This window comes from Stenotrophomonas sp. CASM114 (assembly GCF_049384325.1).
Taxonomy (GTDB): Bacteria; Pseudomonadota; Gammaproteobacteria; order Xanthomonadales; family Xanthomonadaceae; genus Stenotrophomonas; species Stenotrophomonas muris.
The window spans coordinates 172,295-185,039 of sequence record NZ_JBMRGJ010000006.1; the positions used below are offsets into that span (position 1 = coordinate 172,295).

12 protein-coding genes are annotated in these 12,745 nt (G+C 66.2%); 9 read left to right on the top strand and 3 right to left on the bottom strand.

Annotated features, from left to right (window positions below):
• Positions 1–83: 83 nt before the first annotated feature.
• Positions 84–971 (top strand): MBL fold metallo-hydrolase, encoded by an 888-nt coding sequence (locus VG566_RS09200; protein ID WP_019338337.1) that lies wholly within the window; start codon positions 84–86, stop codon positions 969–971.
• An 85-nt stretch (positions 972–1,056) separates the two neighbouring features.
• Here the strand turns inward: VG566_RS09200 and VG566_RS09205 are convergent, their stop codons facing one another.
• Positions 1,057–1,350, bottom strand: coding sequence for a PsiF family protein (locus VG566_RS09205; protein ID WP_014646776.1), 294 nt, complete (start codon positions 1,348–1,350; stop codon positions 1,057–1,059).
• Between the two features lie 57 nt (positions 1,351–1,407).
• Here VG566_RS09205 and VG566_RS09210 point away from each other — a divergent pair, with 57 nt between their 5' ends.
• Positions 1,408–1,833 (top strand): ArsR/SmtB family transcription factor, encoded by a 426-nt coding sequence (locus tag VG566_RS09210; protein WP_229767398.1) that lies wholly within the window; start codon positions 1,408–1,410, stop codon positions 1,831–1,833.
• Positions 1,814–2,293 (top strand): SRPBCC family protein, encoded by a 480-nt coding sequence (locus VG566_RS09215; protein ID WP_241884386.1) that lies wholly within the window; start codon positions 1,814–1,816, stop codon positions 2,291–2,293. Before VG566_RS09210 ends, VG566_RS09215 begins: the two co-directional genes overlap by 20 nt.
• Positions 2,294–2,407: 114 nt before the next feature.
• On the opposite strand, the gene upp is transcribed toward VG566_RS09215, so the two are convergent.
• On the bottom strand, positions 2,408–3,040 hold the full coding sequence (gene upp / locus VG566_RS09220) for a uracil phosphoribosyltransferase (RefSeq protein ID WP_005409099.1): 633 nt from the start codon (positions 3,038–3,040) through the stop codon (positions 2,408–2,410).
• Between the two features lie 218 nt (positions 3,041–3,258).
• On the opposite strand from upp, the gene VG566_RS09225 reads away from it, so the two are divergent.
• The 6 genes from VG566_RS09225 (at position 3,259) to VG566_RS09250 (ending at position 11,213) form a co-directional block, all read left to right on the top strand.
• Positions 3,259–5,772, top strand: a complete 2,514-nt coding sequence (locus VG566_RS09225; protein ID WP_423172632.1) for a TonB-dependent receptor — start codon at positions 3,259–3,261, stop codon at positions 5,770–5,772.
• The gene (locus VG566_RS09230) at positions 5,772–6,887 is read left to right on the top strand and encodes a phytase (RefSeq protein ID WP_032959149.1); all 1,116 of its coding nucleotides are present in this window, start codon (positions 5,772–5,774) and stop codon (positions 6,885–6,887) included. Before VG566_RS09225 ends, VG566_RS09230 begins: the two co-directional genes overlap by 1 nt.
• Entirely contained in the window at positions 6,884–8,251 is a 1,368-nt protein-coding gene (locus tag VG566_RS09235; protein ID WP_241884388.1) for a purple acid phosphatase family protein, read from the top strand. Before VG566_RS09230 ends, VG566_RS09235 begins: the two co-directional genes overlap by 4 nt.
• 10 nt (positions 8,252–8,261) lie before the next feature.
• Positions 8,262–8,876 carry an inorganic diphosphatase gene (locus VG566_RS09240; RefSeq protein ID WP_100449808.1) on the top strand — a complete coding sequence of 205 codons (615 nt, stop codon included), beginning with the start codon at positions 8,262–8,264 and terminating at the stop codon, positions 8,874–8,876.
• A gap of 85 nt (positions 8,877–8,961) precedes the next feature.
• The gene (locus VG566_RS09245) at positions 8,962–10,377 is read left to right on the top strand and encodes a cryptochrome/photolyase family protein (RefSeq protein ID WP_241884389.1); all 1,416 of its coding nucleotides are present in this window, start codon (positions 8,962–8,964) and stop codon (positions 10,375–10,377) included.
• A 140-nt stretch (positions 10,378–10,517) separates the two neighbouring features.
• On the top strand, positions 10,518–11,213 hold the full coding sequence (locus VG566_RS09250) for an OmpA family protein (RefSeq protein WP_014646784.1): 696 nt from the start codon (positions 10,518–10,520) through the stop codon (positions 11,211–11,213).
• Positions 11,214–11,611: 398 nt separating this feature from the next.
• Here VG566_RS09250 and VG566_RS09255 read toward each other — a convergent pair whose 3' ends face one another.
• Positions 11,612–12,643: a LysR family transcriptional regulator gene (locus tag VG566_RS09255; protein WP_005416157.1), complete on the bottom strand. Its 1,032-nt coding sequence runs from the start codon at positions 12,641–12,643 to the stop codon at positions 11,612–11,614.
• Positions 12,644–12,745 lie beyond the last annotated feature (102 nt).

A 12,745-nucleotide genomic window follows, 5' to 3' on the forward strand; every position in this document is an offset into this window, starting at 1 on the left:
TTAGCGAAACCCCGCCTTTGCCGGCGGGGTTTTCTGTTTCCTTTCTAGCGATTATTTAACGGGCTGGCGCCGATAATCGACGCATGAAACTCTGGTCTATTCGTGGAAACTCGCAGCGCCTCGATGGCGGTGCGATGTTCGGCAACGCACCGCGTGCGTTGTGGGAAAAATGGGCGGCACCCGACGAGCTCAATCGCATCGAGCTGGCCTGCCGCGCACTGCTTGCCAGTCCGCTGGAAGGCAAGACCGTGCTGTTTGAAACCGGTATCGGGGCGTTCTTCGATCCGCGCATGCGCGAGCGCTACGGCGTGCAGGAAAGCCAGCACGTACTGATCGATTCGTTGCGCGAAGCCGGCTTCGAGCACGAGGATATCGATGTGGTGGTGCTCAGCCACCTGCATTTCGATCATGCTGGCGGCCTGCTGGCGGCATGGAGCGAAGGGCGTGAACCCGAGTTGCTGTTCCCCAACGCGACCTACGTGGTCGGTGCGCAGCATTGGCAGCGCGCCGTGCAGCCGCATCCGCGCGACCGTGCCAGCTTCATTCCGGAACTGCCGGGCCTGCTGCAGGCCAGTGGCCGGCTGGAAGTGGTGGACGGGGAGTACTCGAAGGCACTTGGCCGCAGCGTGCGCTTCAGCTACAGCGACGGGCATACGCCGGGACTGATGCTGGCCGAGATCGTCGGTCACGCGCATGCCGGCGAAAGTGCGCATGGTGGCGTGGTGTTCTGTGCCGACCTGATCCCGGGGCGCTCATGGGTACACGTGCCGATCACCATGGGCTACGACCGCAACGCCGAGCTGCTGATCGACGAGAAGCGGCAGTTCCTTGAAGACAAGCTGGCGCGCAACGTGCGGCTGTTCTTCACCCACGACCCGCAGGTGGCGCTGGCGCAGCTGGGCCGTGATGACAAGGGACGTTTCGTGACCCTGCACGAACAGGGCGAGCTGAAGGCGCGCGCCCTGGGGTAATGAAAAGGCCGGGCAATGCCCGGCCTTTCACTGACGGTGGCAAATCCACGCCATGCGTGGATGGCGTTCGATCCGGACGCGACGATTATGACGACTTCAGGCAGCTGCTCATGAAGGTCTTGCGCGCATCACCGGCCAGCTTCTTCGCGCCCGCGTCAGCGTTGCACTTGCGCATCCGTTCCTGCTGCGGATTGACCGCCTTGGTCTCGGCGGCGTGGCCGCTGAGGCAGGAGCTCTGCGCGGTCTTGTAGGCATCACCCTTCAAGCCCTTGTTCTTGGCCGAGCATTCGGCCATGCGCTGCTGCTGCGGGGTGGCGGCGTTGGCAGCCAGGGGCAGGCCGACCAGCAGGACGGCGGCCAGCAGGAAAGAGGCTTTCATCGGGAGCTCCAAGGGTGGCGGGTGCGCGGAGCATTCGCTTCAGGCCGGCAAGGCCACGTGAAGAATCACGCCAGTGCCGCGCCTGCTTGCGGCAACGTTCAGACCGGCGTATTACTTAGCCATATGGGTAAGTATTATCCTGCCATTGAAGACGTCTTCCAGGCACTGGCCGACCCGACCCGTTGCGCGATCGTAGCGGCGCTGGGGCAGGGGCCGCGCACGGTGTCGATGCTGGCCGAACCCTTCGAGATGGCCTTGCCCTCACTGATGAAACACCTGGCCGTGCTGGAGCGCAGCGGCGTGGTGCGCAGCCACAAGCAGGGGCGCACACGCACCTGCGAACTGGTGCCGGCGCGGCTGGGCCAGGCCGAACAATGGCTCGCAGAACAGCGTGCGGCTTGGGAAGCGCGTTCCGACCGCATGGTCGATTTCGTCGAGACCCTTCACCGACAGGAGCAGGCCCATGGCCGTAGACGCAGGTAACAACCCCGACACCGATCTGGTGATCAGCCGTGTGCTGAACGCACCGCGCGCCGCCTTGTGGCGGGCGTGGACCGACCCGGAACTGCTGCGCCAGTGGTGGTGCCCGAAGCCGTGGACCACCGAGGTACGCGCATTCGACCTGCGCCCCGGCGGGGCCTTCCACACCTTCATGCAGGGCCCCGATGGCGGCAGCAGTGACAATCCGGGCAGTTTCCTGGAGATCGTGCCGCAGCAGCGCCTGGTGTTCACCTCGATGCTGGGTGCGGGCTGGCGACCGCAGTCACCCTGGCTGGGCTTTACCGCCGTGATCACGATGGAGGACGAGGAGCAGGGCTGCCGCTACACCGCGCGGGTGATGCACCCGGACAAGGCCCTGCGTGACCAGCATGAGCAGCTGGGCTTCTTCGACGGCTGGAACACCGCCATCGACCAGCTGGAAGCCTTCGCCGCCGGGCTGTAGGCAGGAATGCGGGGTGGTGGGGTCAGAGCCCTCTCTGCGAAAGGGGTCCGACCCCCGCGATGTTGGGGTCAGATCCCTTTCGCTGTGAAAGGGCTCTGACCCCGGTTCACCGGATCAACCGACGCGGGTACCGAAGATGCGGTCGCCGGCGTCGCCCAGGCCCGGCAGGATGTAGCCCTTGTCGTTGAGCTGGGCATCGATGGCTGCGGTGTAGATCTCCACGTCCGGGTGCACGGCCTTGACCGCTTCGATGCCTTCCGGCGCGGCCACCAGGAAGATGCCCTTGATGCGGCGGGCACCGGCACGCTTGAGCATGTCGATGGTGGCGATCAGGGTGCCGCCGGTGGCCAGCATCGGGTCCAGGATCAGCGCGTCGCGCTCTTCCAGGCGGCCGGTCAGGCGCTCGAAGTAGGGCACCGGCTGCAGGGTTTCCTCATCGCGCTGCAGGCCGACCACGCTGACGCGTGCCGCCGGGATCAGCGACAGCACGCCGCTGAGCATGCCCAGGCCGGCACGCAGGATCGGCACCACGGTGATCTTGGCACCGGCGATGCGCTGCACGGTGACCGGACCGGCCCAGCCGGGCAGGGTGTGCGGCTCGGTGTCCAGGTCGGCGGTGGCCTCGTAGGCCAGCAGCGTACCCAGCTCGTTGGCCAGTTCGCGGAAATCCTTGGTGCTGAGCGCAGCGTTGCGCATCAGGCCGATCTTGTGCTGCACCAGCGGGTGGCGCACTTCGACGATCTTCATGGTCGGGAAGGGGGGCAAAGGAGAGAGGAGGCCATTTTGCCGGATTGGCGTGTCGAACCCCAAACCGGGCCTGGATCTGATGTACATGAAATGTGCAGGCGCATGTCACGGCCATGCAACCTTGCGGACATACCGTGCAGCCCCATTCTTAACAGGAATGGGGATTCCCAGTGCATATCAAGACTCCGTTGGCCGTTGCCATCACCCTGACCCTGGCGATGGGGGCCGCGGCACCGCTGCAGGCTGCCGGGCAACAGGCGGTAGCCGCTACCGGCGCCGTGGCGGCCGACGCGGTCGACCTGGACCGTATCGAAGTGCGCGCCCAGCTCGAATCGCAGATCCGCGCGGTCGACCTCAAGCGCAGCAGCGACGCCATCGAGGACGCGGTGTCCTCCGATGCCCTGGGCCAGTATCCGGACAAGAACGTGGCCGAATCACTGCAGCGCCTGCCGGGCGTCAGCGTGACCCGCGACCAGGGCGAAGGCCGCTTCGTGGTCATTCGCGGCCTGGATGCCAATCTCAACAGCGTCAGCGTGGATGGCATCGCCATCGGTACGCCGGAAGATTCCAGCCGCGCCGCGCCGCTGGACGTGATCCCATCGGACTCCACCGAGCGCCTGCGCGTGGTCAAGTCGCCGACCCCGGACATGCCCGGTGATGCCATCGGCGGCGCCGTGCTGGTCGAATCGGCGTCGGCCTTCGACCGCGACGGCCGCAGCCTGCGCGGCAAGATCGAGGGCAGCCACCAGCAGCTGTCCGGCGAGACCAGCCCCAAGGCCGCCTTCAACTACAGCGAAGTGTTCAACGACACGTTCGGCGTGGCGCTGGGCGTGAACTACCAGAAGCGGAAGTTCGAGTCGGACAACACCGAAGTGGAATATGACGGCGAGGACGATGCCGCCCCCGGTGACGTGACCGCGATCAACCTGCAGCACCGCAAGTACGAGATCGAGCGCAGGCGCATCGGTGCCAACCTCAACCTCGACTGGCGCCCCAACGAAGACAGCAAGTACTACCTGCGCACGCTGTACAGCCAGTTCGACGATGCGGAGACCCGCCAGCGCGTGATCTTCAACTTCGACGACGCGAAGATGGTCAAGACCGGCACCGACCAGTACCGGCTCGATGGCATGCCGAAGGACTCGATCGACAAGCGCATGCGCTACCGCACCAAGAAGGAGAACACCTTTGCGGCCAGTCTTGGTGGCGAGAACAAGCTGACCAACGCCGTGGTCGATTACCGGATCGGCTACACCCGTACCGAAGAGCGCGTGAACGACGAGATGGAGGCGCGCTTCAAGCTCAACGGCAAGGCCTTCAATGGCACCCTGGACCAGAGCAGCCGCCTGCCCAGCTACAGCTTCGATAACCCGCAGTGGCTGGACAACGGCAACTACGCGTTCGACCGCGTCGTGCTTTCGCCCAAGCAGGTGAACGACAAGGAACACAGCGCGCAGGTCAACGTGCGCTTCGACGGCGACAGCAGCAGCATCAAGTTCGGCCTGCTCGGCCGCTGGCGCGACCGCGACGTGAATGTCGATGAGCGCGAACTGCGCGTCGGCCCGAAGGTGGTGCTGTCGAGCTGGACCACCTCTTCGCCGGAGCATCGCCACGGCAACATGGGGGATGGCATGGACTCGGCTGCGATGCGCGCGTTCTGGGCCGCCAATGGTGGCCAGTACAGCGCCCGCCCGCAGGATGTCGGCGGCAATGCGATGACGTCGCTGGAAGAGGATTACGTGGCCAGCGAGGACATCTTCGCCAGCTATGCCATGGGTACCTGGGATGTGGGCGCGCTGCGCATCATCGGCGGCTTGCGCGTGGAGAACACCCGCTTCAAGGCAGTCGGCAACCAGGTGGACGTGGCCGCCAACGGCCGCAGCTTCACCGTCACCCCGCGCGTGGCCAACAGCAGCTACACCAACGTGCTGCCGGGCCTGCATCTGCGCTATGACGCGGCCGATGACTGGGTGCTGCGCGCCTCGGCCAACAAGACCGTATCGCGCCCGTCCTTCGGCGACGTCTCGCCGCGCGTGGGTTACAGCCGCGGTGACGAGGAAGTGCGCCTGGGCAACCCCGAACTGGATCCGTACGAGTCGAAGAACATCGACCTGTCGGTGGAGAAGTACATCGGCAGCAGCGGCATCGTTTCGCTGGGACTGTTCCACAAGTCGATCGATGGCTACATCGTGGAGACCGTGCGGACCAATGATCCGGCCTACGGTGGATTCGACGTGACCCAGCCGATCAATGGTCGCAAGGCCACCGTGCGTGGCGCGGAGTTCAACTGGCAGCAGCAGCTGGCCTTCCTGGCGGAGGGCCTGGATGGCCTGCTGGTCGGTGCCAGTGGCACCTGGCTGGACACCACGTTCGATGCCGGCATCAAGGGACGTGAGGGCGAGGACTTCACCCTGCCGCGCGCTTCCAAGCATGTCTACAGCGCACACATCGGCTATGAAAAGTACGGTGTAAGCACGCGTCTGGCGGCCGTGTACCGCAGCGAGTATTTGGACAGCATCGGCAAGGGGCGTGCATTCGACATCTACGTGGCACCCAACACCCAGCTCGATTTCTCGCTGGACTACAAGTTCACCCCGCGCGTGAGCATGTACTTCGAAGCGCAGAACCTGCTGGACAAGCCGCTGGAGCTGTACCAGGGCACCCGCTCGCGCACCCTGCAGATGGAAGAGTACGGCCGCACCTATGCGCTGGGCCTGAAGGTGGCGCTGTGATGGGGCGTGGCGTCACTGTCCTGGCCGCCGCGCTGGCGGCTACGCTGGTCGCCGGCTGCACGCCGGCCACCGGCAACGATCCGGTTGCGGGAGCGGCCGCGCCGGCCGCCAATGGCGAGCGCGTGGTGAGCACCATCGCCGAAGCGTTCCTGTCACCGATGACCCCGGCCGACAACATCGACTCGCCGGCGGCCTGGCGCGCGCCGGACGGCGCGCTGTGGCTGATCGCCACCGCCAAGGCCACCGACAAGCTGGTGGTCTACGACGGCAGCACCGGCCAGCACCTGCGTGACGTCGGCAGCAGCGGCACCGCACCGGGGCAGTTCGACCGCCCAAACGGCATCGCGGTGACCGACGACCTGCTGTGGATCGTCGAGCGCGACAATCACCGCGTGCAGGTGCTGAGCCTGCCGGACTTCGCGCCGCTGGCGACCTTCGCTGCGGACGACCTGCGCAAGCCGTACGGTCTGTGGGTCGACCGCCGTGCCGATGGCTACAGCGTCTACGTCACCGATTCCTGGGACAACGGCGAGGATGCGCAGGGGCGTGACATCCTGCCGCCGCTGGCCGAGCTGGACAAGCGCGTGCGCCAGTACCATGTGACCCGCGACGGCGCGAAGGTCGAGGCGAAGCTGGTGGCCAGCATCGGCGATACCACCGAGGCCGGTGCACTGCGCGTGGTCGAGTCGATCTGGGGCGACCCCGAGAACGACCGGCTGCTGATTGCCGAAGAGGACGAGCGCTACGCCAGCGAGTTCAAGGTCTACACCCTGGCGGGCCGCTTCACTGGCACCACCTTTGGCCGCGACGTGTTCAAGGCCCAGGCCGAAGGCGTGACCCTGCGCACCTGCGGCAAGGACGGCTGGTGGATCACCACCGAACAGGGCAAGCAGCGCAGCGTGTTCCACCTGTTCGACCGGCACACGCTGAAGCCGGTCGGCGCGTTCCAGGGCAATACCGTGGCCAACACCGATGGCATCTGGATGATGCAGCAGCCCAGCGCGCGCTTCCCACACGGTGCGCTGTATGCAGTACATGACGACCAGGGCGTGGTGGCCTTCGACTGGGAGAGCATCGCCAAGCAGCTGGCGTTGCCGCTGGAGTGTGGCGCATGAGCGGGCAGTGCGTAATGCGCGCGCTGGCGCTGGGCCTGCTGCTGGCGCTGCCGTCGCTGTCGTTCGCGGCGGCCGAACCGAATACCCAGGTGCCGGCAGGTAGCCGCCACTACGCGGCGACGACGGTGCCGGACCGCATCGTCGCCTCGCCGGCGGTTGATTCCAGCCATGGGTTCGCCGTGGCCTGGCGTACCGACGACAGCGTGCAGGCGCCGCTGCTGGAAATCGCGCTGGCCGCAGATTCGCCGGCCATTGAAGGCATCCGCCAGGTGCGTGCGACGACCCGCGCGCTGCAGACCGAGAACGGTCTGTCACACCACCATCGGGCAGATATCGATGGCCTGCAGCCGGATACCCAGTACGTCTACCGTGTGCAGGGCAATGGCAGCTGGAGCGCCTGGAACCAGCTGCGCACGCTGGCCAGCGCCGATCAGCCGCTGACCCTGCTGTACTTCGGCGATACCCAGAACAAGAACGTCAGCCACGTCAGCCGCGTGGTGCGTGCCGCGCAGAAGGCCGCGCCGCAGGCGCGCATGAGTCTGTTTGCCGGTGACCTGGTCAGCGGAGGCGACAACATGGATGACAGCGAGTGGGGTGAGTGGTTCGCTGCGACCAGTTGGCTGGCGCAGGAAACGCTGGTGGCGCCGGCCATCGGCAACCACGAGTACTTCGAGGAATTCGAGGACACCCCGCAGGAGCGCCGCGTGCTGGGTCGCCACTGGCCGGTGACGTTCGCGCTGCCGGGCAATGGTGCCACCGCCGCGCAGCAGACCAGCTACTGGTTCGATGCGCAGGGCGTGCGCGTGGCCGTGGTCGATGGCACATCGGCACTCGACCTCGGCACCGCCAAGGCACAGGCACAGTGGCTGGACAAGGTGCTGACCGGCAATCGGCCGGCGTGGACCATCGTGCTGCTGCACCAGCCGTTCTACTCGCCGCGCGAAGGGCGCGAGAACGCCGCGTTGCGTGACGTGCTGCTGCCGGTGGTACGCCGCCACAACGTCGATCTGGTGCTGCAGGGCCATGACCACACCTATGGCCGCCGTGGCGAAGGGCAGGCCGCGACGCCGCAGTATGTGGTGACCGTGGCCGGACCGAAGCAGTACCGCCTTTCCGACGAAGCGCGCAGGACGATGGACCCGGTGGCCGAGGACACCCCGCTGTTCCAGGTGCTGAACATCGACCCGCAGCACCTGCGCTATGAAGCACGCACCGTGACCGGCCGTCTTTACGATGCCTTCGAATTGCGTCGTGATGCCAAGGGTGGAAAGCAGCGCACGGAGTTGACCGAAGGCCGCATCACGCCACGCGACTGCCCGCGTGCGCAGACCGCCAAGGGTCGCGCCGACCGCTGCTGGGAATGAGGAGACGCCGATGACCACACCCCGCCGCATCATTCCATTGGCTGCCATCGGCGCGTCCCTGCTGTTGCTGGCCAGTGCGGTAACCGCCGCCGATACCGTGCTGCATCCCTTCCTGGTCGCCCAGCCGGCGCAGGCCCCGCAGGAGGTGAACCTGGCGGTGGAGATCCCGGCCGGCAGCTTCACCAAGTACGAGATCAAGGAAGACGGCCTGGTGCACGTGGACCGCTTCCAGTCGATGCCGGTCGCCTATCCGGCCAACTACGGCTCGATGCCGCGCACCCTGGCCGGCGACAACGATCCGCTGGATGCGCTGGTGTTGACCCGCGAACCGCTGCATCCGGGCGTGATCGTGCGTTTCCGGCCGATCGGTTACCTGAAGATGATCGATGGCGGCGAGCACGACGAGAAGATCATCGGGGTGCCGACCGACAAGGTCGACCCGACCTACGCCAGTATCCGCGACCTGGCGGACCTGCCGGAGGCCGAACGGCAGCGGATCGAAGCGTTCTTCCGCGTCTACAAGGACCTGCCGGCCGGGCGCAACCCGGTGCAGCTCAATGGCTGGGGCAACGCCGCCGAGGCACGGTCAGTGATCCGCGAGGCCATGCAGCGGTTCAAGCACTAGCACCCCGCCGTGGGTGGCCGGACGCGCGCATCACCTTCACCGCCCCTGGCTATCATGTCCGCCTTCCACATCGAAGGCGGTGCATGTGTCGGTAGCGTTGGTATGGTTCCGCCGTGATCTGCGGCTGCAGGACAATCCGGCCCTGCAGGCCGCGCTGGATGCGGGTCACGACGTGGTGCCGGTCTATCTCCACGCGCCACACGAGGAAGGGGACTGGGTGCCTGGCGCGGCCTCCGATGCGTGGCGCCACCGTTCACTGGGTGCCTTGGACGCCGACCTGCGCACGCGCGGTTCCTCGCTGGTGCTGCGTAGCGGTGACAGCCTGCCGGCCCTGCAGTTGCTGATCGAGCAGACCGGCGCCGAGGCGGTGTACTGGAACCGCAAGTACGAGCCGGCCACCCAGCCACGCGACGCCACCATCAAGCGCACGCTGCGTGAGCAGGGCATCGACGCGCAGAGCTGCAATGGCAGTCTGTTGTTCGAGCCCTGGGACATCGCGACACAGCAGGGTCAGCCGTACAAGGTGTTCACTCCGTACTGGCGCAACGTACTCAGTCATTGGCGCCTGCCGACGCTGAGTGCCGCGCCGAAGGCACTGACCGCGCACTCGGTCGACGGCCTCGCATTGGACGAGCTGCGGCTGGCGCCCACGCTGGACTGGGATTCCGGTTTCTGGGAGCACTGGCAGCCGGGCGAGGCCGGCGCGCTGGAGGCGTTGTCCGTGTTCGAGGACGGCGCGTTGCGCGGTTACCGCGAGCAGCGTGACCTGCCGGACCGGGTCGGCACCTCGCGGCTGTCGCCGCATCTGCATTTCGGTGAGATCGCACCGTGGCGCATCGCGCATGCGCTGGAGAGATTGCGCAGTGCCGGCACTGACGCCGACATCGACGGCTATCTGCGGCAACTGGGCTGGCGCGATTTCGCCTACCACCTGTTGCATCACTTCCCGAAGACGCCGACCGACAACCTCAATCCGCGTTTCGACCGCTTCCCTTGGGCCACGCCCACTGCAGCGCAACTGCATGACTGGCAGCGCGGCAACACCGGCGTGCCGATCGTCGATGCGGGCCTGCGCGAGTTGTGGCACACCGGCTACATGCACAACCGGGTACGGATGATTGTTGCCAGCTACCTGTGCAAGCACCTGCGTGCGCACTGGCTGCAGGGCGCGCGCTGGTTCTGGGACACCCTGGTCGATGCCGACCTGGCCAACAACACGATGGGCTGGCAGTGGGTGGCAGGCACCGGCGCCGACGCGGCCCCGTACTTCCGGGTGTTCAACCCGGTCACCCAGGCCGAGAAGTTCGACCCGCAGGCCCGCTACATCAGCCGCTGGGTGCCCGAACTGGCGGCGTTGCCGGTGAAGGCGCGCTTCGCGCCGTGGCAGCATCCGCTGCTGCTGGCGGCGCATGCCCCGCGCTATCCGCGTACGCCGCTGGTGGATCTGGCCGTCGGCCGCGATGCTGCGCTGGCCGCCTACCGGCAGACGGGGGCTGGGTAAAGCGCGGGCTGAGCGTTCCAGTCAGTTAGCTGAACGCGGCCCTGTTGCCGCGACCGATCATCATCCCGACATCGCATCGGGCTGTTTATTCTCTCTGCGCCCGTAAGCCGCCGACCCGACCGGAAAACAAGGAGAACCACATGATCCGCAACACCACCCGCAACGTCGCACTGGCCCTGATGAGTGCGGCCGTCCTGTCGGCCTGCGCCACCGGCGGCTCCTATGTGCAGAGCGACCAGTACGGCAACCCGACCGAACAGCAGAACCGTACCGGCCGCAACGCGCTGATCGGTACCGCCATCGGTGTGGCTGCCGGCCTGCTGACCGGCGACAGCGCCACCGAGCGTCGTCAGCACGCACTGATCGGTGCCGGTATCGGTGCGCTCAGCGGCGCCGCCGTCGGCCAGTACCAGGATCGCCAGGAACGCGCGCTGCGCGAGCGCACCGCCAACACCGGCATCGATGTGCAGCGCCAGGGCGACAACATCATGCTGAACCTGCCGGACGGCATCACCTTCGACTTCGGCAAGGCCACCCTGAAGCCGCAGTTCTACGGCTCGCTCAACGGTGTGGCCGGTACGCTGCGCGAGTACAACCAGACCATGATCGAAGTGGTGGGCCACACCGACAGCATCGGCAGCGACGCGGTCAACAACCGCCTGTCGAAGGAACGCGCAGATTCGGTGGCGCAGTACCTGATCGGCCAAGGCGTGCAGAGCGTGCGCATCGAAACGCTGGGGGCCGGCAAGTCGTATCCGATTGCCGACAACAGCACCGATGCCGGCCGTGCCAAAAACCGTCGCGTTGAAATCCGCGTGATTCCGCTCAAGCAGTAACGCGTAGCGTTGTTGCTGTTCCGGCCTGGCCGGAACGAAAATGCCGCCCTTGCAGGCGGCATTTTCTGTAGGTGCCGAGCTTGCTCGGCACGCCGATAGCGCGTCCGGTTGCGGCTTCTCCGAACGGCGCCGACCAAGGTCGGCATCTACCGAAAGCCACGCAGCCGGAACGAAAATGCCGCCCTTGCAGGCGGCATTTTTGTGGGTGCCGAGCTTGCTCGGCACACCGACAGCGTTCCCGTTCGCGGCTTCTCCGAACGGCGCCGACCAAGGTCGGCATCTACCGGACGCCCGGCGCAGCGGGAAGGAAATGCCGCAACTCATCTCCTGGTAGATGCCGACCTTGGTCGGCGCGGTTCCAACCGCAGTCGAGCATGGCTCGCCTCTACGAAATCCGGTTACGCCGCCGAGGCGGCGACCTTCTCCAGGATGCGCTTGCCGCTGCTCTCCAACGCCGCGTCTTCCTGGGCCTTCTGCTGCTGTGCCAGCTTCGCACCCGGGCACTGCGCCAGCATGTAGTTGGCGTCGAAGTTGAGCTTTTCCACCAGGAAATCGACGAACGCCCGCACCTTCGGCGAGACCAGGCGGCCACCGGCGAACACGGCGTTGAAGTCCACTTCCGGGCCGGTCCAGCCGGCCAGCACGCGCCGTACCATGCCGGACTCCACGAACGGCTTGGCCATCACATCACCGGTCAGCAGCAGGCCTTCGCCACAGACCAGCGCACCATTCAGCGCAGACATGTCGTTGGCGGTCATCAGCGGGGTGACCGGGAAGTCACGCAGTTCGCCGCCGTTCTCGCCCAGCTGCCAGGTGAAGCGCGGTGAATTGCCAGTGTGATACGGCTTGCGCATCGCCAGGATGCGATGGAACTGCAGTTCTTCCGGATGCAGCGGCTCACCATAGCGCTCGATGTAGGCCGGGCTGGCGAACACCTGCGTGCGCAGGCTGCCCAGCTTGCGCGCGACCAGGTTGGAATCGGGCAGGGCGCCCACACGCAGCGCCAGATCCGCTTCGCCGGCAATCAGGTCCAGCTTCTCGTTGCCCATGTGCATGTCCAGGCGGATTTCCGGATACTGCGCATGGAACTGGCCCAGCAGCGGGGCGATCCAGGTGATGCCGATCGAATAGGGCACGGTGAAGCGCAGCCAGCCGCGCGGGCCGGACTGCAACTGGCTCACCGCGCTTTCGGCTTCTTCCAGCTCGCGCGCGATGCGCTGGCAATGCTCGTGGTAGATCGAGCCGGCTTCGGTCAGGCCGAGGCGGCGGGTGGTCCGGTGCAGCAGCCGCGCGCCCAGGCGCGTTTCCAGCTCCTGCACTTTGCGGCTGACCGTGGTCTTGGGCAGGCCGAGCGATTTGGCAGCGGCGATGAAACTGCCTTGCTCGACCACCTTGACGAAGATCAGCGTCTCGTTGAGATCGTGGGACATGGTCGGGGATCCTGGACGTCGGGGATGGGACAATCGTGACAGAACGATTGGACCGGGAGCGGGATGATTATTCCCCTTAATCAGGACTAATCAAGTAAAGGT